This is a genomic window from Erwinia sp. SLM-02 (assembly GCF_037450285.1).
Lineage (GTDB): Bacteria > Pseudomonadota > Gammaproteobacteria > Enterobacterales > Enterobacteriaceae > Erwinia.
Genome location: NZ_JAQISN010000004.1, coordinates 402,346 through 427,711 on the forward strand (window position 1 = coordinate 402,346; position 25,366 = coordinate 427,711).

General features: G+C 57.0%; 23 protein-coding genes. 12 read left to right on the top strand and 11 right to left on the bottom strand.

What is annotated here, in order from left to right; all coding sequences use genetic code 11:
- Nucleotides 1-33: 33 nt before the first annotated feature.
- From nirD to tsgA, 3 genes are all read right to left on the bottom strand, one after another.
- Nucleotides 34-381, bottom strand: a complete 348-nt coding sequence (nirD, locus tag PGH32_RS21010; protein ID WP_314425212.1) for a nitrite reductase small subunit NirD — start codon at nucleotides 379-381, stop codon at nucleotides 34-36.
- A complete protein-coding gene (gene nirB, locus PGH32_RS21015) occupies nucleotides 378-2,912 on the bottom strand; it encodes a nitrite reductase large subunit NirB (protein WP_314425214.1) in 2,535 nt (844 codons plus the stop codon). The genes nirD and nirB overlap by 4 nt, the downstream gene beginning before the upstream one ends.
- Before the next feature lie 273 nt (nucleotides 2,913-3,185).
- The gene (tsgA, locus tag PGH32_RS21020; RefSeq protein WP_314425217.1) at nucleotides 3,186-4,370 is read right to left on the bottom strand and encodes an MFS transporter TsgA; all 1,185 of its coding nucleotides are present in this window, start codon (nucleotides 4,368-4,370) and stop codon (nucleotides 3,186-3,188) included.
- 275 nt (nucleotides 4,371-4,645) lie between these two features.
- On the opposite strand from tsgA, the gene ppiA reads away from it, so the two are divergent.
- The 3 genes from ppiA to argD all read left to right on the top strand — a co-directional run bounded on the left by ppiA (nucleotide 4,646) and on the right by argD (nucleotide 7,231).
- Complete coding sequence (ppiA, locus tag PGH32_RS21025; protein WP_337895015.1) at nucleotides 4,646-5,218, top strand: peptidylprolyl isomerase A; 573 nt, start codon at nucleotides 4,646-4,648, stop codon at nucleotides 5,216-5,218.
- 132 nt (nucleotides 5,219-5,350) lie between these two features.
- Nucleotides 5,351-5,926, top strand: coding sequence for an aminodeoxychorismate synthase component II (locus tag PGH32_RS21030; RefSeq protein ID WP_337895016.1), 576 nt, complete (start codon nucleotides 5,351-5,353; stop codon nucleotides 5,924-5,926).
- An 87-nt stretch (nucleotides 5,927-6,013) separates the two neighbouring features.
- Complete coding sequence (gene argD / locus PGH32_RS21035) at nucleotides 6,014-7,231, top strand: bifunctional acetylornithine/succinyldiaminopimelate transaminase (protein ID WP_337895017.1); 1,218 nt, start codon at nucleotides 6,014-6,016, stop codon at nucleotides 7,229-7,231.
- Here the strand turns inward: argD and PGH32_RS21040 are convergent.
- On the bottom strand, nucleotides 7,228-9,306 hold the full coding sequence (locus PGH32_RS21040; protein WP_314425223.1) for a YccS/YhfK family putative transporter: 2,079 nt from the start codon (nucleotides 9,304-9,306) through the stop codon (nucleotides 7,228-7,230). The genes argD and PGH32_RS21040 overlap by 4 nt on opposite strands.
- Before the next feature lie 59 nt (nucleotides 9,307-9,365).
- Nucleotides 9,366-9,998, bottom strand: a complete 633-nt coding sequence (gene crp, locus PGH32_RS21045; protein ID WP_048917664.1) for a cAMP-activated global transcriptional regulator CRP — start codon at nucleotides 9,996-9,998, stop codon at nucleotides 9,366-9,368.
- Between the two features lie 548 nt (nucleotides 9,999-10,546).
- On the opposite strand from crp, the gene PGH32_RS21050 reads away from it, so the two are divergent.
- Entirely contained in the window at nucleotides 10,547-11,725 is a 1,179-nt protein-coding gene (locus tag PGH32_RS21050) for an amidohydrolase (protein WP_314425227.1), read from the top strand.
- Between the two features lie 17 nt (nucleotides 11,726-11,742).
- Here PGH32_RS21050 and PGH32_RS21055 read toward each other — a convergent pair whose 3' ends face one another.
- From PGH32_RS21055 to PGH32_RS21065, 3 genes are all read right to left on the bottom strand, one after another.
- On the bottom strand, nucleotides 11,743-12,612 hold the full coding sequence (locus PGH32_RS21055) for a phosphoribulokinase (RefSeq protein ID WP_314425229.1): 870 nt from the start codon (nucleotides 12,610-12,612) through the stop codon (nucleotides 11,743-11,745).
- A gap of 101 nt (nucleotides 12,613-12,713) precedes the next feature.
- Entirely contained in the window at nucleotides 12,714-12,932 is a 219-nt protein-coding gene (locus tag PGH32_RS21060; RefSeq protein WP_314425231.1) for a YheU family protein, read from the bottom strand.
- Nucleotides 12,932-13,948: a hydrolase gene (locus PGH32_RS21065; protein WP_337895018.1), complete on the bottom strand. Its 1,017-nt coding sequence runs from the start codon at nucleotides 13,946-13,948 to the stop codon at nucleotides 12,932-12,934. The genes PGH32_RS21060 and PGH32_RS21065 overlap by 1 nt, the downstream gene beginning before the upstream one ends.
- 59 nt (nucleotides 13,949-14,007) lie before the next feature.
- On the opposite strand from PGH32_RS21065, the gene PGH32_RS21070 reads away from it, so the two are divergent.
- Nucleotides 14,008-14,610 carry a LysE family translocator gene (locus PGH32_RS21070; RefSeq protein ID WP_337895019.1) on the top strand — a complete coding sequence of 201 codons (603 nt, stop codon included), beginning with the start codon at nucleotides 14,008-14,010 and terminating at the stop codon, nucleotides 14,608-14,610.
- A gap of 26 nt (nucleotides 14,611-14,636) precedes the next feature.
- Here the strand turns inward: PGH32_RS21070 and PGH32_RS21075 are convergent, their stop codons facing one another.
- Nucleotides 14,637-15,746: a 5-bromo-4-chloroindolyl phosphate hydrolysis family protein gene (locus PGH32_RS21075; RefSeq protein ID WP_337895020.1), complete on the bottom strand. Its 1,110-nt coding sequence runs from the start codon at nucleotides 15,744-15,746 to the stop codon at nucleotides 14,637-14,639.
- Entirely contained in the window at nucleotides 15,733-16,863 is a 1,131-nt protein-coding gene (locus PGH32_RS21080) for a toxic anion resistance protein (RefSeq protein WP_314425239.1), read from the bottom strand. Before PGH32_RS21080 ends, PGH32_RS21075 begins: the two co-directional genes overlap by 14 nt.
- A gap of 262 nt (nucleotides 16,864-17,125) precedes the next feature.
- Between PGH32_RS21080 and tauA the strand changes: the two genes are divergently transcribed.
- The 4 genes from tauA to tauD are packed head-to-tail and all read left to right on the top strand — an operon-like array spanning nucleotide 17,126 to nucleotide 20,569.
- Complete coding sequence (gene tauA / locus PGH32_RS21085) at nucleotides 17,126-18,103, top strand: taurine ABC transporter substrate-binding protein (RefSeq protein WP_314425242.1); 978 nt, start codon at nucleotides 17,126-17,128, stop codon at nucleotides 18,101-18,103.
- 14 nt (nucleotides 18,104-18,117) lie between these two features.
- A complete protein-coding gene (tauB, locus tag PGH32_RS21090) occupies nucleotides 18,118-18,885 on the top strand; it encodes a taurine ABC transporter ATP-binding subunit (RefSeq protein WP_314425244.1) in 768 nt (255 codons plus the stop codon).
- The gene (gene tauC / locus PGH32_RS21095; RefSeq protein ID WP_314425246.1) at nucleotides 18,882-19,709 is read left to right on the top strand and encodes a taurine ABC transporter permease TauC; all 828 of its coding nucleotides are present in this window, start codon (nucleotides 18,882-18,884) and stop codon (nucleotides 19,707-19,709) included. The genes tauB and tauC overlap by 4 nt, the downstream gene beginning before the upstream one ends.
- Nucleotides 19,706-20,569 (top strand): taurine dioxygenase, encoded by an 864-nt coding sequence (gene tauD / locus PGH32_RS21100; RefSeq protein WP_337895021.1) that lies wholly within the window; start codon nucleotides 19,706-19,708, stop codon nucleotides 20,567-20,569. The genes tauC and tauD overlap by 4 nt, the downstream gene beginning before the upstream one ends.
- 114 nt (nucleotides 20,570-20,683) lie before the next feature.
- On the opposite strand, the gene PGH32_RS21105 is transcribed toward tauD, so the two are convergent.
- Entirely contained in the window at nucleotides 20,684-22,582 is a 1,899-nt protein-coding gene (locus tag PGH32_RS21105; protein ID WP_314425248.1) for an ABC transporter ATP-binding protein, read from the bottom strand.
- A gap of 125 nt (nucleotides 22,583-22,707) precedes the next feature.
- Here PGH32_RS21105 and kefG point away from each other — a divergent pair, with 125 nt between their 5' ends.
- The 3 genes from kefG to PGH32_RS21120 are packed head-to-tail and all read left to right on the top strand — an operon-like array spanning nucleotide 22,708 to nucleotide 25,321.
- Nucleotides 22,708-23,259, top strand: coding sequence for a glutathione-regulated potassium-efflux system ancillary protein KefG (gene kefG / locus PGH32_RS21110; protein WP_314425250.1), 552 nt, complete (start codon nucleotides 22,708-22,710; stop codon nucleotides 23,257-23,259).
- Complete coding sequence (kefB, locus tag PGH32_RS21115; protein WP_314425252.1) at nucleotides 23,259-25,064, top strand: glutathione-regulated potassium-efflux system protein KefB; 1,806 nt, start codon at nucleotides 23,259-23,261, stop codon at nucleotides 25,062-25,064. Before kefG ends, kefB begins: the two co-directional genes overlap by 1 nt.
- A 56-nt stretch (nucleotides 25,065-25,120) precedes the next feature.
- On the top strand, nucleotides 25,121-25,321 hold the full coding sequence (locus PGH32_RS21120; protein WP_314425330.1) for a YheV family putative zinc ribbon protein: 201 nt from the start codon (nucleotides 25,121-25,123) through the stop codon (nucleotides 25,319-25,321).
- Nucleotides 25,322-25,366 lie beyond the last annotated feature (45 nt).

A 25,366-nucleotide genomic window follows, 5' to 3' on the forward strand; every position in this document is an offset into this window, starting at 1 on the left:
CTGTACGCGATAGTGCGTACAGCCAGGGAGGTGTCAGGCGGCTGAGGGCTCCGCAGCGAGGTTTATCTCGATCATTCCGTGGCAGATCCGTGCCGGATAGCTCGGGATTGAGTGACTTTCATCTTCCATACACAGGCCGTCACGCAGGCGAAAACGCTGTTTTTTCAGTGGGCTGGCGACCCACAGCTCCTGTTGATGTTCGGCGATAATGCCGCGCGACAGCACGCTGGCATGGGCAAAGGGGTCGATGTTGCTCAATGCAAATATCTGCTCATCTTCACCCGGGCGGAAAATAGCAATTTGCTGTCCTTCAACCAGAGCGCAGACGCCGGTAGCGGGCAGAATACGGGTCAACGGGCAAATCTCCTGCCACTGGCTCATACATTTTCCTCCAGTTGGATAATCTCAATTCTTTCCTGCACCTTCGCCGGGCGATGCTGTTCGCGCTCCGGAACCATCTGTACCAGCGGATCGCGCACGCTGCTGTTAACGAAGTGGGCAAAGCGGGCGCGCTGCTGCGCATCGTTGACCGTTTCACTCCACTCGCAGACCACCTGCGCACGCAGACGGGTAATATCGTCTTCCAGCTGCTGGTTGATGCCCAGTTTGTCGTTAATCACCACCTGTCGCAGGTAGTCGATACCCCCTTCCAGATTGTCCAGCCAGACCGAGGTGCGCTGCAGCTTATCGGCGGTGCGGATATAGAACATCATAAAGCGGTCCAGATAGCGCATCAGCGTATCGCGGTCGAGGTCGGCGGCCAGCAGGTCGGCATGGCGAGGCTTCATGCCGCCGTTGCCGCAGACGTAAAGGTTCCAGCCTTTTTCAGTGGCAATAATACCCACGTCTTTGCCCTGTGCTTCGGCACACTCGCGGGTGCAGCCCGACACGCCGAATTTCATCTTGTGCGGCGTGCGTATGCCCTTGTAGTGGTTTTCCAGTGCGACGCCGAAGCCGACGCTGTCACCGACACCAAAACGACACCAGGTGCTGCCCACGCAGGTTTTCGCCATGCGCAGCGCCTTCGCGTAGGCGTGGCCGGTTTCAAAACCGGCGGCGATCAGCTGTTCCCAGATGGCCGGCAGATCGTCCTGCTGCGCACCGAACAGGCCAATACGCTGCGAGCCGGTGATTTTGGTGTACAGATTATACTGACGGGCAACATTACCGATGGCCATCAGCCCCTCGGGCGTGATCTCTCCGCCCGCCGAGCGCGGGATCACGGAGTAGGTGCCGTCTTTCTGAATATTGCCGAGGAACAGGTCGTTGCTGTCCTGCAGCGGCGTGTGTTCCGGCTTCAGCACATAGTCATTCCAGCACGAGGCCAGCAGCGATCCCACCGTTGGCTTACACACTTCGCAGCCGTAGCCCTTGCCGTATTTGGTGATTAGCTGATTAAACGACCGGATGTTATTCACGCGGATCAGGTGGTAAAGCTCCTGACGAGACCACGGGAAGTGTTCGCACAGGTGATGGTTAACTTCGATGCCCTGACGGCTCAGTTCGGCATTCAGCACCTGTGTGATCAGCGGAATACAGCCGCCGCAGCCGGTTCCGGCTTTGGTTTCCGCCTTCAGCGCGGCTACGCTGTGGCAGCCGTTTTGCACCGCCTGCACAATGGTGCCTTTGGTGACGTCAAAGCAGGAACAGATCTGCGCGCTGTCCGGCAATGACTCTACGCCAATAGAGGGTTTTGCCCCGGCATGCTCGGGCAGGATCAGCGCATCCGGATTGGCCGGCAGTTCAATGGCGTTTAGCGCCAGCTGCAGCAGATTACCGTAGTCGCTGGTGTCGCCTACCAGCACCGCGCCCAGCAGCGTTTTGTTATCCGCGCTCACGATCAGGCGTTTGTAGACTTCTTTATTTTCGTCGAGGTAAACGTAGCTGCGTGCGCCAGGCGTCCGGCCGTGGGCATCGCCGATGCCGCCCACGTCCACACCCAGCAGTTTGAGCTTGGCGCTCATATCAGCGCCTTCGAAGTGGCTGCTGCCGCCTAGCAGATGATCGGCAGCGATTTGTGCCATTTTATAGCCCGGCGCGACCAGGCCATAAACGTGCTCCCGCCAGGATGCACATTCACCGATAGCGTAGATATCCGCATCGCTGGTCTGGCAGCTGTCGTTAATCACCACGCCGCCGCGCGGGCCGGTGGCCAGATTACACTGCTTCGCCAGCGCATCCTGCGGGCGGATGCCGGTTGAGAACACGATAAAATCGACGTCGAGCTGCGTCTCATCGGCGAACTGCAGGGTTTTACCTCGCGGCGAGTGGTGCACGATCTGCCGGGTATTTTTCCCGGTGTGCACCTGTACGCCGATGCTCTCGATTTTACGTCTTAGCTGCTCCCCACCCATACGGTCGAGCTGTTCGGCCATCAGCACCGGGGCAAATTCGATAACGTGGGTTTCAATACCGAGATTTTTTAATGCGCCCGCGGCTTCCAGCCCCAGCAGCCCGCCTCCGACGACGGCACCGCGCTTGCTGCGGCGTGCACAGGCTTCAATGCCGTTGAGATCTTCAATGGTGCGGTAAACGAAACAGTCAGCGCCTTCCGCGCCGGGGATCGGAGGAACCCATGGCCGGGAGCCGGTTGCGATAACCAGCTTGTCGTAGGGCACCAGACGCCCGCCGTTGGCGTGGATCACTTTTTCTTCCCGATTGATCAGGATGGCGCGTTCGCCAATCAGGATGTTGATGCCGTGCTTCTGGTAATAGCCTTCTCTTACCAGCGACAGCTCTTCAGCCGTATGGTGGGAGAAATAGGCGGAAAGATGGACCCGGTCATAGGCCACGCGAGGTTCTTCGCAAAAGACAGTGATCTCAAACTGTCCGGGCAGTGACTTTTCCACCAGTTCTTCGATCAGGCGGTGGCCGACCATACCGTTGCCAATGATGGCGAGTTTGATGCTCATGCTTTGCCTCATTAATAAGATTCTGGTCGTACGATAACCTTTGGTATGTCGCGGTTATTGATGTGTATCAATCACACCCGGCAAATACCCATTAGTGGGTAGGTCTGCAAAAAAATGTTAGCCAGTTAACATTCTGAAATCAGAGGTTTTATGAATTTTTTTCCGAAAGTGGCGGACGGCAGAAGTTTGAGGGGAGGAGGGGATTTACCGGAGTGAAAGATAAAAAAAGCCGGTGATGATTCACCGGCTTGCTGGCTGCGCCATCATCGCAAATTAATGCGAGCCCATATGGCCGTGCAGCTTGTGTTTGCTGACAAAGCCCAGCAGCAGACACATGATAAACACCACCGCGTAGAGACCGTTAGCGGTAGCCAGCGCCGCGTGAGCACCGCCTTTTTCAACGATAGGGCCGGTTACCACGAAGGTGAGCATGGTTCCCACGGTGCCGCAGGTCAGAATAAAGTTCACCAGTTTTGGCGAAGAGACCTTCGTTTGCAGCGAACCCAGAGTGATGATGGTGGTGTAAATGGCGCTGGAGAAGAAGCCCAGGCTGAGCATAATCCACTTCAGCATGGATGCATCGGTGGTGGTGATAAACCAGTACATCAGTGCGGTAGCCAGCAGCGCCAGCAGCGTGACGATACGCTGCGGGTCGAAGAAGCGCAGGATGGCGCTGAATGCCCACATGCCGACCATGTAAGCGGTCCAGAAGTTACCCACCAGGCTACCGGCCTGGCCGATATCCATCCCCATGCTTTTCGTTGCATACTGCGGAACCCAGCCGATAAAGCCCAGCTGGCCCAGAATGTAGCAGAGTGCGGCAACCGCCAGGAAGCCCACGCCAACGCCCCATTTTTCTTTTTTAACCGGCTCGCCGCTGGTGGTTTTTTTGCCCAGCACTGGGAATTCAAAGCACAGCGCCAGAATAAAGATCGCCACGTAGATCACGCCGATGCAGACGTAAACCCAGTACCACGGCAGCGCGCGTGCCAGCAGGGCTGCAGCGATAATCGGGAAGATAGTACCGGCCATGCTGAAGAAGGAGTCGGTAAACAGCAGGCGTGAACCGCGCTGGCGTCCTTCATAAAGATGGGTGATCAGGAATGTCCCGATCGACATGGTAATCCCGCTCACCACGCCCAGCACAAACATGCAGAGCGAGAATACGCTCAGGCTGTGGCTGGTCATCAGCCCCAGCACCGCCAGTACCATCAGCACAAAGCCGAACATCAGCTGACGTTTTAACGGCACGATCTCCATCAGCCAGGCGTTAAGAAACACCGCCAGCAGGATCCCGGCATTAAGGAAGGTGAAAGTGTTGCTCATTTGAGCGACGGGGAGCTGGAAATACTCTGCTATATTCTCCAGTACCATGCCGGTTACGATAACCACTGCACCGGTCAACGCATAAGAGAAGAAGCTGATCCAGGTAAGTCCGATTCGATCGCGATTTGTCATTGTGGAAACCTGTCTGGAAGGTGGAGTCTCAGGCGAGGTACCTGAGAGATACCCCAGGAGTTTAACCACATTCGTGATCTGCATGAATATTTAATGAAACAATTATTTTCGTATTTCACTGTTAGTGTGATTTTAATCACACTTATTCATCGCTCCGTCACTTTTACGGCAATAGCCCGCTGCGTAAATAAAGGTAAAACGCTGGCGCGTTGGTAAGTGCCTATTTACAATCAGCGTTGTATTTATGGCTTATTGCCCTCAGTAAGGAATATTTCATGTTGAAACGCACTTTGACCGCGGTGGCGGCAGTTCTCGCACTGTCATCGATTTCTGCTTCTGCATTCGCCGCGAAAGGGGATACACATGTACTGCTGACCACTTCGGCAGGCAGCATTGAGCTGGAATTGAATAATCAGAAAGCCCCTGTTTCGGTAAAAAACTTTGTTGATTACGTCAACAGCGGCTTTTACAACAACACCACATTCCATCGTGTGATCCCAGGTTTTATGTTGCAGGGCGGGGGATTCACCACCGATATGCAGCAGAAACAGCCTAACGCGCCGATTAAAAACGAAGCAGATAACGGTCTGCTGAATAAACGCGGCACTATTTCGATGGCGCGTACCGCGGAAAAAGACAGCGCAACCAGCCAGTTCTTTATTAACGTCGCTGATAACGCTTTCCTCGATCACGGCCAGCGTGATTTCGGCTATGCGGTGTTTGGTAAAGTCGTTAAAGGGATGGATGTTGCCGATAAGATTGCCCAGGTGCCCACTCAGAATGTCGGCCCTTACCAGAATGTTCCCGTAACGCCGGTAGTGATCCTCTCCGCTAAAATCCTGCCTTAACGTTATGCGTTTCGCCTGAATCGGCCTGTGGGGCCGGTTCAGCTTTGCGGAAGCCATCGGTACTGCAAACAGATAAGCGCAACGGCGTAAAATCCGTAAAATAGCGGCGTAAATCGTTTACCGGAATTCGCCATGCTGCTGCTGATCGACAACTATGACTCCTTCACCTGGAACCTCTACCAGTATTTTTCTGAACTGGGCGCGGAGGTCATCGTTCGCCGCAACGACGATATCACGCTGGCTGAAATCGCCGCACTGAATCCCCGCCATCTGGTTATCTCTCCCGGTCCCTGTACGCCCAACGAGGCGGGGATCTCACTTGACGCGATCCGCCATTTTTCCGGGGATCTGCCGGTACTTGGCGTTTGCCTTGGACATCAGGCGATCGCGCAGGCGTTTGGTGCCAGAGTCGTTCGTGCCCGCAAGGTGATGCATGGCAAAACGTCGGCTATTGAACATAATGACGGCGGCGTTTTTTCCGGCCTGAACCACCCGCTTACCGTGACCCGTTACCATTCTCTGATTGTGGAGACGGGCACGCTGCCGGATGAATTTGAGCTGACGGCCTGGACACTGCGTGACGGTCAGCCCGATGAAATTATGGGATTTCGTCATCGCACGCTGCCGCTTGAAGGCGTGCAGTTTCATCCGGAAAGCATCCTGAGCGAGCAGGGACACCAGCTGCTGGAAAATTTCCTGCGCTACTGAGTTAGTGTTTGCCTTTTTTTGATTTTTTATGCATATTTCATGACTATATTTTCACATTAAAGCAACGATTAAACGGCGAGGTGATTGATGGCAGCGGAAAAATTAGCGGTAACGCGGGCAACGTTCGATGAAGTGATTTTGCCTGTTTATGCACCAGCGCAGTTCGTTCCGGTCAAGGGCAAAGGGAGCCGTATCTGGGACCAGGAGGGGAAAGAGTACGTTGATTTCTCCGGCGGTATTGCCGTAACGGCGCTGGGCCACTGCCATCCGGCGCTGGTCGAGGCACTCAAAACTCAGGGTGAAACTCTCTGGCACACCAGCAACGTTTTCACCAATGAGCCGGCCCTGCGCCTGGCCAGCAAGCTGATTGCTGCCACCTTCGCCGAGCGCGTGTTTTTTGCAAACTCCGGTGCCGAAGCTAACGAAGCCGCATTCAAGCTGGCTCGCTATTATGCGACCCAGCGCCACAGCCCGTTCAAAAGCAAGATCATCGCCTTCCATAACGCCTTCCACGGCCGCACCCTGTTTACCGTTTCCGTGGGCGGGCAGCCTAAGTACTCCGACGGCTTCGGTCCCAAGCCTGCCGATATCGTCCATGTGCCCTTTAACGACCTGGCGGCGGTCAAAGCGGTTATCGACGATCACACCTGCGCCATCGTGGTGGAGCCGATTCAGGGTGAAGGCGGCGTGACGCCGGCCACCCAGGAATTTATGCAGGGGCTGCGTCAGCTGTGCGATGAACATAATGCACTGCTGGTGCTGGACGAAGTGCAGAGCGGCATGGGCCGCAGTGGCAAACTGTTTGCTTATGAACACTACGGCGTGAAGCCGGATATCGTCACCACGGCGAAAGCACTCGGCGGCGGTTTTCCGGTCAGTGCGATGCTGACCACCAATGAGATTGCCTCGGTCATGGCCCCTGGCGTTCACGGTACTACCTACGGCGGGAACCCGCTGGCCTGTGCGGTGGCGGAAGCCGCGCTGGATATTATCAATACGCCAGCGGTGCTGGAGGGCGTCGCGCAGCGCCGTCAGCTGTTTGTTGATGCCCTGCAGGCGCTGGATGCAAAACTGGATTTGTTCAGCGAAATCCGCGGGATGGGCCTGCTGATCGGTGCCGCGCTGAAGCCGCAGCACGCTGGAAAAGCGCGTGACATCCTGAATGCCGCGGCGGCCGAAGGCGTCATGGTGCTGGTGGCCGGTACTGACGTAATGCGCTTTGCGCCGTCGCTGGTCATCGACACTGCGGATATCGCCGAAGGGATGAAGCGCTTTGCAGCGGCGGTGGAAAAAGTTATCGGCTAGGACGTTTTGCGCAAACGGCGGGAAAGCCAGTGCCCCTGATGCGGTCGCTGGCTCCAGGCCAGTGACGAGATGGTGTGCATCGTACTGAGGTGGCCGAGAATACGTTTCACGTGCCGCTCCAGTATGGTGACCGGCCCCTGATGGAAATCCTCCGGCGCTTCCAGCACGTTGCTGTCGGAGCTGGGGCCGTCATATTCCAGGCGCTGCTGGCAGCGCTGCAGGGCGATTTCGCAGGATTGCAGATAGCGCTGTGCCAGCGATTCGGTCAGCATAGTGTGCTCCCGCGCCAGAATGGTCATCGCATTAATATGCTCGACGATAAACTGGCTGTGGGTCACCCACAGCTGCATATCCTTGAGGTAGCTGGCGTTAAAGTTAGGCTCCTGCATCGCCTGGTGCAGGGAATTAAACAGGGCGTTATGAGCCTGATTAACGCGCATGCGCTGCCACGCCAGCTTGACCGGATCCTGTTCCTGCCCCAGTAATAGCTGGAGTGCTTCCTGATAAGCACCCAGCGCATCGTGGGCATTCTGCCGCAGCAGTCCGCTCTGCCACTGTGGCCACAGCCAGATCATCCCACCGAAGGCAATCAGACAGCCAATCAGCGTATCCATCAGGCGCGGTACAAGCAGCTGCGCGCCGTTCAGCGACAGCAGCTGCAGTGTAAATACCGTGGTGATGGTAAAGCCGATGGTGGCCCAGCCGTAGAACTTACGGATAAACAGGTTACCAATCAGCGTCAGGGCCAGCATCACCAGCAGCATCACCGATTCCGGCGCGTGCAGGCGTAGCATCACGGCCGCAATGACCAACCCGGCCAGCGTGCCCATGGCACGGTGCTGGATCCGCACTCGCGTGGCTCCGTAGCCGTTCAGACTGACGAACATCACCGTCATCAGGATCCAGTAGGGTTTGGGCAGATTAAAAAACAGCGCCAGCGAGCTGGCAAAGGCCAGCATGATCCCGTAGCGCGACGCGCTGCGCAGGCCGGGTGATTTTAGCGACAGGTAGCTTTTCAGGGCCGGGATCAGCGGCAGGCGGCGCTGGCGATCCGCCATCAGATCGCGTCGATACAGCGGTCGCTGGGTGCGGAGCACGCGGGCGATACGGCTGAAGTGGTAATAACAGAAATTGCCCACCGGATTGTCTTTGTTCTGCCGGGATATTTTTTCCAGCGCCTGCAGCGGTTTGTCCATGGTGAAACGTTCAGGATAGCGATGATAGAGAATGTCATCGGCCAGCACCCGCAGCCTGGCGGCAATGGTCTGTGCGTTCCAGCGGATCACCGCCTCGGCGTGGCTTTGCTCCACCAGTTTCTGAACTTCTTCCGGCTGATGCAGGCTGACCGAAATATGCTCCTGCAGATCCAGCGCCACCTGAAATGCACGCGTCAGCCGCTGGTAGTGGTTATCCTGGCTGGCGGACAGCATATACATCTGCTGATAACAGGTATTAATCAGGTCAACCGCTTTTTGCTGGCGAGCCAGCAGCGGCGGAAGCGCGGTCTGCGGATCGGTCAGCCGGGTCAGCAGCGTATATTTTGCCTCGCAGTAGTCGGCCAGTTCGCGGTAGAGCAGGCTTAGCGTTTCCCGCATCGGCTGCTCTTTCCACAGCCGGAACCACAGCCAGTTGAACAGGCCGTACCAAATGGTGCCGAGAATATAGAGCAGCGGGGGCTGCCAGAGGGGGACTCTGCCGGCAAGGCTGAGGGTGAAAATGGCGGCAATTAACGAAGCGGGAAGCAGCCGACCGTGCAGCGGACTGATTTCCGCAGTGACGCCCAGCAACAGAGCCATCACCAGCATAATGATCGGCAACGGCACCCCTTTTTCGCCCGCATACAGGATCAGAAAGCTACAGAAGGCAAACAGGCTGCCACCAATAATCAGGCGTTTAAAAAAGCGTTTATGGGGGGTATCAAGACCGGCGTTGTTGCAGCAGGCGGGAACTAACGAGAAGAGTAAACCCTGTCTGAGATCGCCCAGCAGCCAGCCAATGGCTATCGGCAGGCACAGCACCAACGTTTGCCGCAGTGCATAGTTGACTTCAGGGTGATAAATGATTCTCCGCCACATGCCTAACACCACATAAAAAAGGGCGCGACCAGGCTGTCGCGCCCCAGAGTCAGAACCGCTTAGCGCGTACCGTAAACCACGATAGTTTTACCGTGCGCGGAAATCAGGTTTTGATCTTCCAGCATTTTCAAAATACGGCCCACGGTTTCACGAGAACAGCCCACGATCTGGCCGATCTCCTGACGGGTGATTTTGATCTGCATACCATCCGGGTGGGTCATGGCATCTGGCTGTTTGGCCAGATTCAGCAGCGTTTGTGCAATACGCCCCGTCACATCCAGGAAGGCGAGGTTACCGACCTTCTCAGAGGTGACCTGCAGACGGCGTGCCATCTGCGAAGAAAGACGCATCAGAATGTCAGGGTTAACCTGAATCAGCTGACGGAATTTTTTATAAGAGATTTCAGCTACTTCACAGGCACTTTTTGCGCGCACCCACGCGCTACGTTCCTGGCCTTCTTCGAAAAGACCCAGTTCGCCAATGAAGTCGCCCTGATTGAGGTAGGAAAGAATCATTTCTTTGCCTTCTTCATCCTTGATCAGCACCGCTACTGCGCCTTTGACGATGTAGTAGAGGGTTTCTGCCTTTTCACCCTGATGAATCAGGGTGCTTTTGGATGGATATTTGTGAATATGGCAATGTGACAGGAACCATTCGAGTGTTGGGTCTGTTTGCGGTTTGCCGAGAACCATTCGCTGTTATCCTCTATTGTAATCGTGCCTAAATATACCCTTTTTATCACTCAGGTTGCAGAAATGTTAACTGCTTTTTGAAATATTTCGGGTAAACAGGGACGGAATTCCCTGTCAGGCGCTTCCCATAGGAAAATCAAACGGGCCATACCATTAAGAGTCTGGCTCATCCTGTTGTCCCGTTTTCACCATGCATTGCAATGCCAGAATATTAATACAGCACCGTTTGTAGCACAGCTTGACCTGGCTGTCTCGTGTTGTCTCATGTTGTCTCGCTTCAGCAGGGTGCTAAAAGGCGGAGCGGCCTTTTCTGTTGCGGGTAAAGCGGTGTGCAGGCCTGCCGCGACCTCCCTGATTTGCCTCGTTGCCACGGGGATCACGGTCGATAAACAATCACGCTATGGCACGGTTCGTCACGGAGATGACGCTATTTTATGCTTCTATCACGGTATCCGCGCTACCGGTGTCATGCCGTTCCCTGCTGACGGTGAAGGTCGCCATCGGATGGAGTCATGCTGGAAGCGCCTCTCACCGTTAAAGGAGTAACTATGAAATCTCAAATCGCGTCACTGATTCAGGAAATCACCCCACGAGTGCTGCAATGGCGTCGGCATATTCATCAAAATGCCGAGCTCTCCTTTCATGAGCAAAAGACGGCGGATTATGTTGCCGGTGAGCTCCAGCAGTTTGGCGTATTAACGCTCACCCGCCCTACGCCAAACAGCGTGCTGGCGGAGTTAAAAGGGGCGCGCCCCGGCCCCTGTATCGCGCTGCGTGCCGATATGGATGCCTTGCCGATCCACGAGCTGAACCAGGAGCCTTTTACCTCGCGCAATGACGGGGTCATGCACGCCTGCGGTCATGATTCGCATACGGCCATGCTGATGGGCGCGGCCTGGGCGCTCTGCCAGCTGCAAAAACAGATTGCCGGGACGGTGAAGTTTATTTTTCAACATGCGGAGGAGGTTCCGCCGGGCGGGGCGCAGGAGCTGGTCTCTCTGGGCGTGCTTGACGGAGTTTCGATGATTTTTGGCCTGCACGTGATGCCGGCATTTCCAACCGGTACGGTGAGTTACACCGAAGGTGTTTTCAGCGCGGCCAGTGATAATTTCGATCTGATCCTGCAGGGGAAAGGCTCGCATGCCGCTCTGCCACATACGGCGTGCGATCCCGTGGTGTTAGGGGCCGGGGTAGTCCAGGAGCTGCAGCAAATCGTTTCACGCAGGCTGGATCCTAACGAGGGCGCCGTGCTCAGTATCGCCAGTTTTATGGCCGACGGGGGCTACAACGTTATTCCGGATACGGCGCATCTCAGAGGCACGCTGCGCACGCTGAGTGAAAAAACGCGTACTGAAATCCCAAAAATGATGGAACAGATGCTCGGTGGTATGACCGCGGCGGTCGGGGCGAGCTATAAGCTGGACTGGACGAAGGGTTATACGCTGGGCTTCAATCATCCGGATGCCTGCCGCTTTGCCGCAAAAAATGTGGTCGATACGCTGGGAGCCGATGCGTTGAAAATCATGCCGCATCCGATGTTTGGCTGTGAAGACTTTTCAGCCTACCAGCAGGTGATCCCCGGATGCTTCCTGTTTATTGGCTCCGGAAACGAACAGAAAGGAACCTGCTGGAGTTTGCATAATCCGCACTTCCGCCTGGATGAAGACGTACTGCCAATCGGCGTGAAGCTGCACATTGGCTTTATCCACCAGCAGCTGATGTCATAGCTGCTTATGTCACCGGATTAGCTGATTTTTTTGCCTTCGATCAGGCGTTTGACCAGGGGGCCCATAATCAGCTCCATCGCCAGGCCCATTTTCCCGCCTGGCACGACCAGGGTTTTAATATGGGAGATAAACGAGCCCTGAATCATGGTTAGCAGGTAGGGGAAATCGATATCTTCCAGCCCCTGGAAGTGGATCACCACAAAGCTTTCATCAAGCGACGGGATACCCCGCGCGGCAAAGGGGTTGGACGTGTCCACGGTCGGCACACGCTGGAAGTTCAGATGCGTTCGGGAGAACTGCGGCGTGATGTAATTAATGTAATCCTCCATCGAGCGCACCACGGAATCCATCACCGCTTCACGCGAGTGGCCGCGCTCGCTGGTGTCACGCACCAGCTTCTGGATCCACTCAAGGTTAACGATGGGCACTACGCCGACCAGCAGGTCGACGTTTTCCGCCACGTTGTTCTGTGGCGTCATCACGCCGCCGTGCAGCCCTTCATAAAACAACACGTCGGTCGGCTCAGGCAATGGCTGCCAGGGCGTGAAGGTTCCCGGCACCTGATTCCACGGCACCGCTTCATCGTAGGTATGCAGATATTTGCGTGACTGACCTTTTCCGGTACGGCCATACTCAATAAAGGTCTGCTCCAGTAGCCCGAAGTCATTTGCCTCCGGGCCGAAGTAGCTGATGTGCTTACCCATATCCCGCGACTTGCGGATGGCCATATCCATCTCCGGACGGGTGAACCGGTGGAAGCTGTCACCCTCGACCTCTGCCGCCCGCAGGTTAAGCTGCTGGAAAATTTTCCTGAAGGCGACGCTGGTGGTGGTGGTTCCTGCACCGCTGGAGCCGGTGACGGCGATAACCGGGTGTTTGGCTGACATGGTAAACAACTCCCTGAGATATGGTCGGACTGACGGATCATTCCTAACATGTTTACTGGTGAAAAGTCATCCTTGCTGCGTATCGGGCAGGAAAAATGCGATCAGCCGTTAAACTGACCGCGCGGCATGATATTGACGGTTTCATGCAGTTCCGACCAGACCAGCACGGCCTCACCGTTGGCCAGCTGGCGGTGAACATCTTTTACTTTCTGCGCCAGCGATCGCTCCTGCTCGCCGTAGTCGGTGCCCTCACGCAGAACGAAGGTTTCAATCAGGTTATCAAGGGTTTCAGGATCGAGTTCTTTCCAGGGAATAATCATCAGGGTTCCAGCCAGGTTGAAAGCCATTGCGGTATACGCTGTTCCAGCCACATTTTCGGCTGGCGGAGCGTACCGCCTACAAAACCAACGTGTCCGCCGTAGCGGGTCAGCTGATACTCAATATTCGGTGGCAGCGTGGCCGGATCCGGGATCACTTCGGCGGTCATAAAGGGATCGTCCAGCGCATGAATGATTAACAGCGGCTTGCTGACGCCGGGCAGCAGCGGCAGTCCGCTACAGCGCCGATAGTAGTCCGTCGCATCGGCGAAGCCGTGCGCTCTGGCGGTAATCGCATCATCGAAGGCGCGGAGCTTTTTCAGTGCCCGCAGCTGCGGCAGTTCGACGGGCAGCGTGCCAGGCCAGGCCATCAGTTTGCGTGCGGCATTTTGTTTCAGCAGATTAAGCAGGTAGCGCTGATAGACGCGGGAAAAGCCCTGTTCCAGCCGCTGGCTACAGGGTTCCAGCATCAGCGGGGCGGAAACGACCACGCCCGCGTCCAGCAGGCAGCGCTCTCCCTGCTGGCCCATCAGGCAGGCCAGCATATTGCCGCCAAGGGAGATGCCGACGGCGGCCGTGGGAACCTGGCCCCACTCATCACGCAGCCACTGCAGAAAATAGCTGGCGTCTCCGGTTTCTCCGGAGTGATAAATGCGATTCAGGCGGTTCGGCTCACCGCTGCAGCCGCGAAAATGCATCACCACGCCCAGCCAGCAGCGATCTTTCCACGCCTGGAGCAGGCCGTGTGCGTAGGGGCTGTTGAAGCTGCCTTCCAGTCCATGAAACAGGACCACCCGGGGTTTATGCCTTGCCTGCGCCGGGTCTTCGCTCCAGGCGAGGTCGACAAAATCGCTGTCCGGCAGCGTTAAGCGCTGCCAGTGAGGTTGCAAAGTAATGCGCCGGCGCACTAGCCGCGGCAGAATGGTTTGCAGGTGAGGATTACGCCCTCCCGGCAGGGGACGAAAAGATTTGTCATCCAGGTGACTGAAAATCATTGGGTCAGAGCTTGTAGGATCCATAACTCGCTGTTAGCTTCTTCGGGTTGTTTATTTCTTCAGGGGTGGGGAGCACCCGTTCTATGGAACTGAGCCTGTTTCTGTCTATGTTAGGTTTTCTCTGGGTCGCCGCTATAACGCCTGGCCCTAATAATATGTTACTCACCGCCTCCGGTGCCAACTTTGGTTTCTGGCGATCGCTGGCGCTGATGGTTGGCATAATGCTCGGCATGCAGATCATGCTGCTGATGGTCGCGTTTGGTATTGGCGGATTGATCCTTCTTTATCCCTCCCTGCATTTGCTGATGAAGATCGCCGGGAGTCTTTATCTGCTGTGGCTGGCGTGGAAAATCGGCACGGCGAAGTACGAGAAGCTGGAAACCGGTGACGGCCCGGCATCGCCAATGCCGTTCTGGCAGGGCGGCCTGCTGCAGCTGATTAACCCCAAGGCCTGGCTGATGGTGTTGGGTGCCGTAGCCAGCTTCAGCCTGGCCGGAGAAGCCTACTCTGGCTCGATCGTTGCCATCAGTATTGCGCTGGTGATAGTCAATCTGGCCTCAGGGGTGATCTGGCTGGGCTTCGGCACGCTGATCGGCCGCATCCTGCGCAGCCGCCGGGCATGGACGATTTTTAATGTGTTTATGGGCCTGCTGACCGCTGCCTGCGTGCTGCTGATCTGGCACTGATATCCGGGGCGTGTTCAGCACACGCCCTAAGGTTTAAAGCCATCGGTCTTTAACAGGCTGTTCAACACGCTGAGGTCGGTTTCAAACTCCAGCGTGTCATTCTCCAGCAGGCGAATATGCTGTTGGGCAAACGCCGAGTGCAGCGCCTGTAGCGCCTGTAAATATTGCTGTTCAATCTCGTCGGTCCTGCCGTGCAGGCTCAGCTGCTGTGACAGTGACAGGCCGCGCTTCACCACATTAGTAACCTGCGGCAGATAGCGCTGCAGAAAGGCCGTACCGGGCTGAACATCGGCAGGATCCTCCTGCATACACCCCAGAATGCGCTGCGCGTAGTCAATAACCCCGTCCAGCTCCTTTTGTAACAGCGCCGGCAGCGGAGACTGTTGCTGTAATCGGTAGATTTCCTGCCAGAAGAGGGTAAAGGGGCGCTGGGCATCGGTCAGATCGGCGTGCTCCTGGGCGGCGGACAACGCTTCGCTATCATCCCCGCAGGCCTGTTTTTCCGCCGCCGGCGCCGCTGTTTTTTTGGGCCCGAACCCGATGTCCGGATCTGCATCCTCGGCAATAGCGTTGCGCCGCCTGGCTCTGTCGACGAGCCACTTCTCGCGAACGGCAGTCAGCAGCGTTAACGCAACAAACAGGCCAAAAAACACCTCATGCGAGACGTGTTCGTAAATCATCACATAGGCGATACCTGAAACCAGTAGCAGCAGCAGGGGGGAAACAGCCGGGGTATTTTGACGGCTGGCGAGGGCGATAAAGTAGCCTGATGCGGCCATCCAGCAGGGCGTGGCGATCGGATCGCCAAAAAACAGCCACAGCATTCCGGCCGGCAGGCTCCAGCAGAAACAGCGGCGGCAGTAAACGAACAGATGTAGCAGAACGATCATGCTGGGCCAGACGAGAAACAGAAAGTCATTCTGGCCGTCGGAACCGGTCAGGGTGGCACGGGAGTGTTCTTCTGAGTGGCCCAACACCGTGCAAATGCTGATGAACAAGGCGACGAAAACGTACAGTACCAGCTGTACGGCGATCTTTGACCCGCGCGAGCGGTTGTAAAGGCCACTAAACCCGCCCTCAGCTTCGCCCTTCAGTTTACCGACGGCAGCCGCGCGTTGAGCTTCAGTGGCTTTCATTGGTTTCAACCCGTTCCTGCGGTGCCGCTTTCGCCTGAACAATCCCCGCGATGCGCTGCTTCATTTCCTGCTCCATATTGCCCAGCTCCTGTTCCACTTCCAAGCGACGCTGACGTGCATCGGTCGCGATGGTTAGCGTCTCTTCCAGCGTGTCGAGCAGCCGCGACTGCACGTCACGCAGGGTTTCGATGTCTACCACCGATCGTTCCACCTGGGTGGCGGTTTCCACACTACCGCTTTGTAGCCGCTCCGCATTGCGCTTCAGCATCTGATTGGTGGTATCGGCGACGTCTTTCTGCAGCTGCGCGGCCTGGCGCTGAGAGTAGAGCGAGATCCCCAGCACTATCTGGCTTTTCCAGACTGGAATGGTGGTGAGAATACTGCTCTGAATTTTTTCCGCCAGCGACTGGCTGTTGCTCTGCATCAGGCGGATCTGTGGTGCGGTCTGAACGGCGAGGGTGCGCGACAATAGCAGATCGTGCAGGCGGCGCTCAAAACGCTGGATCGCCGCCAGCAGGTCACTCACGTGCTGTGCATCCATGGCATCGCCCGTTTCCCGGGCGCGGGCCTGTGCCTCGGCCAGCTCATGGCTTGCGGTCAGCTCAAGCTTCTGCTTACCGGCGATGATATGCAGACTGACCTGCTGGAAGAACTCGCGATTGCGCTGGAACAGCTGCTCCAGAGTGGCAATATTCCGCAGCAGTCCGGTTTGTGCCTGGGCCAGTTTTTGTGTCAGCGAATCAACCTGCTGCGTCAGGGTGTGGTATTCCAGCAGCGTGCGTTCCACCCGGTTGAACAGGCTGCCAATCAGCGGCACGGAAGCCAGCCAGCTTTTTGGCTGACCCAATATGCCGGGATCGACGCCCTTCACTTTCTGCAACAGGTCGGTAATTTGCTGACCGACCTCGCCTGCATCCTTAGCACGAACTTCAGCCATCAGCGTATCGGCAAAGCGTGAGATGCCGTTCATGGTGTTAGCACCATAGGCAATCGCCATCAGCGGATCGTTGATATCGGTCTGTGCAATCAGCGCGGCAACCTGCTGCTGTTCACTTTCATTGAGGACAGGAGCCGCGGCGGTATCCGTTAATTCGCGGGAGAGAGCGAGTTCCGACATAAGAATATCCTTATTTATTATGTGGTAATCATTCAGGCGGGATTAAGGTAACAGGAAATGGCGAAGAGACAAACAACCGTGCCACGCGGATGAATAGGCTATCGGGCCTGACGCGGTGCTATGTGCGCTTTCCGGCAGGCTTTTGCGGAAAAACTACTAAGCACACTTTAATATAAAAAAGAATTTTTAATTACTTTATTGCGATAGTCGCGCCCGGTTACAAAGGAGGTGTTCACCGATAACAACAATACTGGAGCGGGCTATGGCGGGTAAATTTACGATTTCAATTCTGGCAGCGGCACTGGGGCTGGCAGCACTTAACGCACAGGCGGTGGACGTGACCGTCGCTTATCAGACATCCGCAGAGCCGGCAAAAGTTGCGCAGGCCGACGGCACCTTCGCCAAAGAGAGCGGGGCAAACGTTGACTGGCGCAAGTTCGACAGCGGCGCCAGCGTGGTCAGGGCACTGGCTTCCGGCGATGTGCAGATTGGTAACCTCGGCTCCAGCCCGCTCGCCGTCGCGGCCAGCCAGGGCGTGCCGATTGAAGTCTTCCTGCTGGCCTCGCAGCTCGGTAACTCCGAAGCGCTGGTCGTGAAAAAGAACATTAAGGATCCGAAGGACCTGATTGGTAAACGTATTGCCGTACCGTTTATCTCCACCACGCACTACAGCCTGCTGGCCTCGCTGAAGCACTGGGGCATTAAGCCGGGCCAGGTTCAGATTATTAACCTGCAGCCACCGGCCATTATTGCCGCCTGGCAGCGCGGAGATATCGACGGTGCCTACGTCTGGTCACCGGCGGTAAACCAGCTGGAAAAAGACGGCACCGTACTGACCGACTCTTCACAGGTTGGGAAATGGGGGTCGCCGACGCTCGATGTCTGGGTGGTGCGTAAGGACTTTGCCGAGAAGCATCCTGAGGTGGTCACCGCTTTTGCCCGCAGCGCGCTGGCTCCGCAAAAAGCCTATATCGACAACCCGGAAGCCTGGCTGAAGCAGGATGACAACCTGAGCAAGCTGTCGCGCCTGAGCGGCGTACCGACCGAAGATGTGCCGGTGCTGGTGAAGGGCAACACCTATCTGACAGCGCAGCAGCAGGTGCAGGAGCTGAACGGCCCGGTGAATAAGGCGATTGTTGATACCGCTAACTTCCTGAAAGAGCAGGGCAAGGTACCGCAGGTGGCCAGCGACTACAGCAGCTTTGTCACCGATCGTTTTGTTAAACCCCTGACGCAATAAGCGAGGTAAAGCCGATGCTGTCCGTCTCTCATCTCAGCGCCCGCTATCAGAACCAGCTGGCGCTCCAGGATATTAATCTGTCGATCGACAGCGGTGAGCTGCTGGTGGTGCTGGGGCCGTCCGGCTGCGGCAAAACAACGCTGCTGAACCTGATTGCCGGCTTTATCCCGGCGGAGAGCGGCAGCATTACGCTGGATGGCAAGGCGGTCACCGGCCCGGGTGCCGATCGCGGCGTGGTGTTCCAGAATGAGGGGCTGCTGCCCTGGCGTAACGTGCTGGATAACGTCGCCTTCGGCCTGCAGCTGGCCGGGATAGAGAAAAATGAACGGCGCGAAATCGCCCGGCAGATGCTGAAGAAAGTGGGACTGGCGGGCGCAGAACGCCGCTTTATCTGGCAGCTTTCCGGCGGGATGCGTCAGCGGGTGGGCATTGCCCGCGCGCTGGCGGCCGATCCGCGGCTGCTGCTGCTGGATGAACCGTTCGGCGCGCTGGATGCGTTTACCCGCGAACAGATGCAGGAGCTGCTGCTGACGCTCTGGCGCGACAGCGGCAAGCAGATCCTGTTAATCACCCACGACATCGAAGAGGCGGTATTCCTTGCCAGCGAGCTGGTGCTGTTATCGCCTGGCCCCGGCCGCGTCGTTGAACGCCTTGCGCTGGATTTCGGCCGCCGCTACGCCAATGGCGAACCGTGCCGGTCGATTAAGTCCGACCCGGCGTTTATTGAACGCCGTGAATATGTCCTTAGCCGGGTATTCCACCAGCGCGAGGTGTTGGTATGAGCTCACTGATTAATGAAAAAAGCACGGTTCGCCATCCGCGTCTGCGCTGGCCGCTGTCCCGCCAGCTGACGCTGAGTAGCGCCACCCTGGTGGTGGTTGTCGCGGTGTGGTGGCTGGTGACCGCGCTTCAGCTGGTGGCGCCGCTGTTCCTGCCGCCGCCGCAGCAGGTACTGCAGAAGCTGCTGACGATCGCCGGCCCAACCGGCTTTATGGATGCCACCCTGTGGCAGCATCTGGGTGCCAGCCTGACCCGTATTTTGATCGCGCTGCTGGCCGCGGTGGTGATTGGCGTGCCGGTGGGTATTTTTATGGGGCTGAGTGAGACGGTTCGCGGCATTCTCGACCCGCTGATTGAGCTTTATCGCCCGGTACCGCCGCTGGCCTATCTGCCGCTGATGGTTATCTGGTTTGGCATTGGCGAAACGTCGAAAATCCTGCTGATTTACCTGGCGATATTTGCCCCGGTAGCGATGTCCGCGCTCGCGGGGGTGAAAAGCGCTCAGCAGGTGCGCCTGCGTGCCGCGCGTTCGCTGGGCGCCAGCCGCTGGCAGGTGCTGTGGTTTGTCGTCCTGCCCGGCGCGCTGCCGGAAATTCTCACCGGTTTACGCATTGGTCTGGGCGTGGGCTGGTCAACGCTGGTGGCGGCCGAGCTGATTGCCGCCACGCGCGGCCTTGGTTTTATGGTGCAATCCGCGGGGGAGTTCCTCGCCACCGATGTGGTGCTGGCAGGCATTGCGGTGATTGCCCTGATTGCTTTTGCACTTGAGCTGGGGCTGCGTGCCTTACAGCGTCGTTTAACCCCGTGGCACGGAGCACAGTCATGAACGAACGTATTACTATTCAGCCGCTTGGGCCTTACATTGGTGCTCAGGTCAGCAATCTGGATTTACGCCTTCCGCTTAGCGATGGCCAGTTTGAACAGCTTTACCATGCGCTGATCCGCCACCAGGTGCTGTTCCTGCGCGATCAGCCGATAACGCCGCAGCAGCAGCGAGCGCTGGCCGCGCGCTTCGGCGATCTGCATATTCATCCGGTCTATCCTCATGCTCCCGGCGTGGAGGAAGTTATCGTGCTGGATACCCACGATGATAATCCTCCGGATAACGATAACTGGCATACCGACGTGACCTTTATTGAAACGCCGCCCGCCGGGGCGATTCTTGCGGCAAAGCACCTGCCTGAAACCGGCGGCGATACGCTATGGGCCAGCGGAATTGCCGCCTGGGATGCGCTGTCCGGGCCGTTGCAGCAGCTGCTAAGCGGGCTGCTGGCGGAACACGACTTTAAGAAATCGTTCCAGGAGTACAAATATCGCGGTAGCGAAGAGGAGCATCAGCGCTGGCAGCAGGCGGTCGCGAAGAACCCCCCGCTGCTGCATCCGGTGGTGCGCACCCATCCGGTCAGCGGTAAGCAGGCGCTGTTTGTTAACGAAGGCTTCACCACGCGCATTGTTGGCATCAAGGAAAAAGAGAGTGATGCGCTGCTGCGCTTCCTGTTCGCCCATATCACTAAACCGGAGTTTCAGGTCCGCTGGCGATGGCAGGAGAATGACGTGGCGATTTGGGATAACCGGGTGACTCAGCACTACGCCAATGCCGATTATCTGCCGCAGCGGCGCATCATGCACCGCGCGACGATCCTGGGGGATAAGCCGTTCTACCACGGCGAAAAGAACCGTAGTTAAAATGACTGTACCGGAGCGAGACAAGGCGTCAGGAACTGAGCGAGCGGAGCATACTGATGTATGTGAGCATCGCGAAGTGACGCAACAACGCAGTCGCAGCCCGGTACAGGCGTTTTATTGCAGCATCGATTCAAGCTGTTCCTGCGCGTCCAGCCACTCCATTTCGCTCTCTTCCAGCGCGGATTTTGCCGCTGCCTGCTGCTGCAGTGCGGCGGTGAGATCGGCCTTGCGGCTTTGCTCGTAGATCGCCGTGTCTGACAGCTTCGCTTCGGCATCCGCCAGCTGAAGGTTGTGCTTCTCCATCAGCTTTTCCAGCTTTTCAATCTGCTTGCGCAGCGGCTGCGTTTGAGTGCGCAGTTCGGCTTCGCGGCGCTTCTGATCCTTACGGGACTGCGCGCTGTTGGCGCTTTCGGTCTTCGGCGCGGCGTCTGCCGCTACCTGTTTTTGCAGGTCGCTGAGCCACTGCTGGTAATCCTCCAGATCGCCGTCAAAGGCTTCCACTTTACCGTCGTGCACCAGGTAGAGATCGTCGGTTGTGGATCGCAGCAGGTGACGATCGTGGGATACCACCACCAGCGCCCCCTCAAAGTCGATCAGCGCTTCGGTTAAGGCCTGGCGCATATCCAGATCGAGGTGGTTGGTCGGTTCATCAAGCAGCAGCAGGTTAGGACGCTGCCAGACGATCAGCGCCAGCACCAGACGGGCTTTCTCGCCGCCGGAGAAGCGCTTCGTTTCCTCGGTGACTTTATCCCCCTGGAAGCCGAAGCCGCCGAGGTAATCGCGCAGCTGCTGTTCCAGCACTTTGGGTGCCAGCCGCACCAGGTGCTGTAGCGGGGATTCATCCGCGCGTAAGAATTCCAGCTGATGCTGGGCGAAGTAGCCCAGCTTGATGCCTTTTGCCAGACCGATGTCGCCCTGCAGCGGGGCCAGTTCGCCCGCCAGCAGCTTAATCAGGGTGGATTTACCGGCACCGTTACGGCCAAGCAGGCCAATACGCGAACCGGGCACCAGGTTGAGCTTGATGGAGTTCAGGATTTTTCTGTCGCCGTAGCCCGCGCTGACTTTTTCCATTTTCAGCAGGGGATTAGGCAGGCTTTCCGGCTCGCGGAAGCTGAAGGTAAACGGGTTGTCGACGTGCGCCGGGGCGATAAGCTCCATGCGTTCCAGCATTTTGATACGGCTTTGTGCCTGTTTGGCCTTGGTCGCCTTGGCCTTGAAGCGGTCGATAAAGCTTTGCAGATGCGCCACTTTTTGCTGCTGGTGCTCAAACATCGACTGCTGCTGCGCCAGTTTGGTGGCGCGCTGGATTTCGAACGAGCTGTAGTTGCCGGTGTACTCGTAAATCGTTTGCTGTTCGATATGCAGGATCTTATCCACCACCGGATCGAGGAAGTCACGGTCGTGGGAGATCAGGATCAGCGTGCCGCTGTAGCTTTTCAGCCAGCGCTCCAGCCAGATCACCGCATCCAGATCGAGGTGGTTAGTCGGTTCATCAAGCAGCAGCAGGTCAGAGCGGCAGAGCAGGGCCTGGGCGAGATTAAGGCGCATGCGCCAGCCGCCGGAAAAATCGCTAACCGGGCGCTGCAGCTGTTCCTGGCTAAAGCCCAAACCGCTAAGAAGGCTGGCCGCGCGGGACTGTATTGTCCATGCCTGAATCGCATCCAGCTTGCCGTGCAGCGTAGCGATGGCATGGCCGTCATTAATGTCGTTGGCGTGGGCTAATTCGGACTCAAGCTGACGAAATTCGCGGTCACCGTCGATAACATACTCAATAGCGGCAACGTCCAGCGCGGGCGTTTCCTGATTAACCCACGCCAGCGACCAGCTCCCGGGATAGCTGAAGCTGCCGGCATCGGCGCTTATCTCGTTTTTAAGCAGAGCCAGCAGCGTAGATTTACCGCAGCCGTTTTTACCGACCAGGCCCACTTTCTGACCGGGATTGATAGTCGCCGTAGCGTTATCCAGCAGTACGCGGACACCGCGACGAATTTGTAACGAGGAGAATACAATCATAAGCGCCGTAAGTTCAGAGTATGTTAAATTAAGTCATCATAATCAGTTTGTCGGAATCAAGTATTCCGTTGCGTCGTGCATGGTAGCGGAAATCCCCGTCCGTGACGACGATTTGGAGGGGAATGATGTCGCAGCCGCCTAAAGTTCTGCTGTTGTATGCCCATCCGGAGTCTCAAGATTCGATCGCTAATCGTGTTTTGCTGCAGCCGGCCCGTAATCTGGAACACGTGACGGTCCATGACTTATACGCACACTATCCCGATTTTTTTATCGATATTCACCATGAGCAGCAGCTGCTGCGTGACCATCAAATCATCGTCTTTCAGCACCCGCTCTACACCTACAGCTGCCCGGCGCTGCTGAAGGAGTGGATGGACCGCGTGTTGTCCCGTGGTTTTGCCAGCGGGCCGGGCGGTAACGTGCTGGAAGGCAAATACTGGCGCAGTGTGATCACCACCGGGGAACCGGAAGCGGCCTACCAACAGGAAGGGCTTAACCGCTATCCAATGTCTGAGATTATGCGGCCGTTTGAGCTGACGGCGCAGATGTGCCGGATGCACTGGCTGACCCCGATGATCGTCTACTGGGCGCGTCGGCAGTCCGCAGAAACCATGAAAAATTATGCCAATGCCTATGATGACTGGCTGGAAAATCCACTGCCCTATGGAGGTGTTTAATGGAAGGTGAAACTCTCCTGACCGCAGGTGTGGTGTATCTGTTTGCCGCAGTGATTGCGGTGCCGATCGCCGCGCGTCTGGGTATCGGCGCGGTGCTGGGATATTTACTGGCGGGTATCGCCATTGGCCCGTGGGGATTAGGCTTCATCAGCGACGTGGAGGAGATCCTTCACTTCTCCGAGCTGGGCGTGGTGTTTCTGATGTTTATCATCGGCCTTGAGCTGAATCCGTCGAAGCTCTGGCAGCTGCGGCGGTCGATTTTTGGCGTGGGTGCGGCGCAGGTGATTCTCAGCGCCGCGGTGCTGGGGGGATTATTATATCTGACCGATTTCTCCTGGCAGGCTGCCACTATCGGTGGGATTGGGCTGGCGATGTCGTCAACGGCAATGGCCTTACAGCTCATGCGCGACAAAGGCATGAACCGTAATGAATCCGGCCAGCTTGGCTTTTCGGTTCTGCTGTTCCAGGACCTGGCGGTGATCCCGGCGCTGGCGCTGGTGCCTCTGCTTGCCGGTAACGACAGTGGTCATACCGACTGGATGAAGGTTGGCATTAAGGTGCTGGCGTTTGCCGGTATGCTGATCGGGGGGCGCTATTTACTCCGCCCGATCCTGCGCTTTATAGCTGCCTCCGGCGTTCGCGAGGTGTTTACCGCCGCGTCGCTGCTGCTGGTGCTGGGCTCCGCGCTGTTTATGGATGCGCTTGGGCTGTCGATGGCACTGGGTACCTTCATCGCCGGTATCCTGCTGGCGGAAAGCGAATATCGCCACGAACTTGAAGTGTCGATCGATCCGTTTAAAGGCCTGCTGCTGGGGCTGTTCTTTATTTCGGTGGGCATGGCGCTCAACCTCGGCGTGCTCTATACCCATATTATTGAGATCCTGGTTGGCGTCGTTGCACTGGTGGCGGTGAAGACGCTGGTTCTCTATCTGCTGGCCCGCGTTTACGGCCTGCGCAGTTCCGAGCGGCTGCAGTTTGCCGGCGTGCTGAGCCAGGGCGGGGAATTTGCCTTCGTGCTGTTCTCCGCTGCGGCTTCTGCAAAGCTGTTCAGCGGCGATCAGATGCCGCTGCTGCTGGTCACCGTAACGCTGTCGATGATGACCACGCCGCTGCTGATGCAGGGCGTGGATCGTATTCTCGCCCGGCGCTTTAATGAGGCGGATGACACGCAGGAAAAACCGTTCGTTGAGGATGATAAGCCGCAGGTTATCGTGGTGGGCTTCGGGCGTTTTGGTCAGGTCATAGGCCGACTGCTGATGGCCAATGAAAAGCGCATAACCGTGCTGGAGCGGGATATCAGTGCCGTTAGCCTGATGCGTAAATACGGCTATAAGGTGTATTACGGCGATGCCACCGAGCTTGAGTTATTGCGGGCGGCGGGCGCAGAAACGGCGCAGTCGATCGTGATAACCTGTAACAGTCCGGAAGATTCGATGGAGATTGTCCATCTGTGCCAGCAGCATTTTCCGCATCTGCAGATTCTGGCCCGCGCCCGCGGCCGTGTCGAAGCGCACGAGCTGCTGCAGGCCGGCGTGATGCAGTTCTCGCGTGAAACCTTCAGCAGTGCGCTGGAGCTGGGCCGCAAGACGCTGATGACACTGGGGATGCACCCGCATCAGGCGTTTCGCGCTCAGCAGCACTTCCGTCGTCTGGATATGCGTATGCTGCGTGAACTGATGCCGAATCATACCGACAGCCAGCATATCTCCCGGGTGAAAGAGGCACGGCGCGAGCTGGAGGACATCTTCCAGACCGAGATGCGCCAGGAAAAACGGCAGTTCGATGGCTGGGACGAAAACGAGTAGCGGGTGGTTTTACGACGCAGGCCCGCGACGACTGAACTAAATCATCATTTTCTGGGATCGTTATGCGTAAACGTTTTATTGCTGGTGCAACCTGCCCCAGCTGTCAGGCTAAAGATACTCTTGCTTTGTGGCGGGAGAATAATGTTGATGTTGTTGAGTGCGTTAAGTGTGGCCACCAGATGCGCGAGGCTGATAAGCAGGCCCGTGAGCAGGTGCGTGAGAATGAACAGGTGATCGGTATTTTTCATCCGGACTAGCGAGATCGCCCAGCTTTTTTTAAGCTGTAGCGTACAGCCGCATTG

Coding starts and splice junctions, on each gene's coding strand:
- tauB (WP_314425244.1), top strand. CDS start 18,118: ATGCTGTCCGTCTCTCATCTCAGCGCCCGCTATCAGAACCAGCTGGCG.
- nirB (WP_314425214.1), bottom strand. CDS start 2,912: ATGAGCATCAAACTCGCCATCATTGGCAACGGTATGGTCGGCCACCGC.
- kefB (WP_314425252.1), top strand. CDS start 23,259: ATGGAAGGTGAAACTCTCCTGACCGCAGGTGTGGTGTATCTGTTTGCC.
- tauC (WP_314425246.1), top strand. CDS start 18,882: ATGAGCTCACTGATTAATGAAAAAAGCACGGTTCGCCATCCGCGTCTG.
- PGH32_RS21050 (WP_314425227.1), top strand. CDS start 10,547: ATGAAATCTCAAATCGCGTCACTGATTCAGGAAATCACCCCACGAGTG.
- argD (WP_337895017.1), top strand. CDS start 6,014: ATGGCAGCGGAAAAATTAGCGGTAACGCGGGCAACGTTCGATGAAGTG.
- PGH32_RS21075 (WP_337895020.1), bottom strand. CDS start 15,746: ATGAAAGCCACTGAAGCTCAACGCGCGGCTGCCGTCGGTAAACTGAAG.
- PGH32_RS21030 (WP_337895016.1), top strand. CDS start 5,351: ATGCTGCTGCTGATCGACAACTATGACTCCTTCACCTGGAACCTCTAC.
- ppiA (WP_337895015.1), top strand. CDS start 4,646: ATGTTGAAACGCACTTTGACCGCGGTGGCGGCAGTTCTCGCACTGTCA.
- crp (WP_048917664.1), bottom strand. CDS start 9,998: ATGGTTCTCGGCAAACCGCAAACAGACCCAACACTCGAATGGTTCCTG.
- PGH32_RS21105 (WP_314425248.1), bottom strand. CDS start 22,582: ATGATTGTATTCTCCTCGTTACAAATTCGTCGCGGTGTCCGCGTACTG.
- PGH32_RS21070 (WP_337895019.1), top strand. CDS start 14,008: ATGGAACTGAGCCTGTTTCTGTCTATGTTAGGTTTTCTCTGGGTCGCC.
- tauA (WP_314425242.1), top strand. CDS start 17,126: ATGGCGGGTAAATTTACGATTTCAATTCTGGCAGCGGCACTGGGGCTG.
- PGH32_RS21065 (WP_337895018.1), bottom strand. CDS start 13,948: ATGGATCCTACAAGCTCTGACCCAATGATTTTCAGTCACCTGGATGAC.
- kefG (WP_314425250.1), top strand. CDS start 22,708: ATGTCGCAGCCGCCTAAAGTTCTGCTGTTGTATGCCCATCCGGAGTCT.
- tsgA (WP_314425217.1), bottom strand. CDS start 4,370: ATGACAAATCGCGATCGAATCGGACTTACCTGGATCAGCTTCTTCTCT.
- PGH32_RS21055 (WP_314425229.1), bottom strand. CDS start 12,612: ATGTCAGCCAAACACCCGGTTATCGCCGTCACCGGCTCCAGCGGTGCA.
- nirD (WP_314425212.1), bottom strand. CDS start 381: ATGAGCCAGTGGCAGGAGATTTGCCCGTTGACCCGTATTCTGCCCGCT.
- PGH32_RS21060 (WP_314425231.1), bottom strand. CDS start 12,932: ATGATTATTCCCTGGAAAGAACTCGATCCTGAAACCCTTGATAACCTG.
- PGH32_RS21040 (WP_314425223.1), bottom strand. CDS start 9,306: ATGTGGCGGAGAATCATTTATCACCCTGAAGTCAACTATGCACTGCGG.
- tauD (WP_337895021.1), top strand. CDS start 19,706: ATGAACGAACGTATTACTATTCAGCCGCTTGGGCCTTACATTGGTGCT.
- PGH32_RS21080 (WP_314425239.1), bottom strand. CDS start 16,863: ATGTCGGAACTCGCTCTCTCCCGCGAATTAACGGATACCGCCGCGGCT.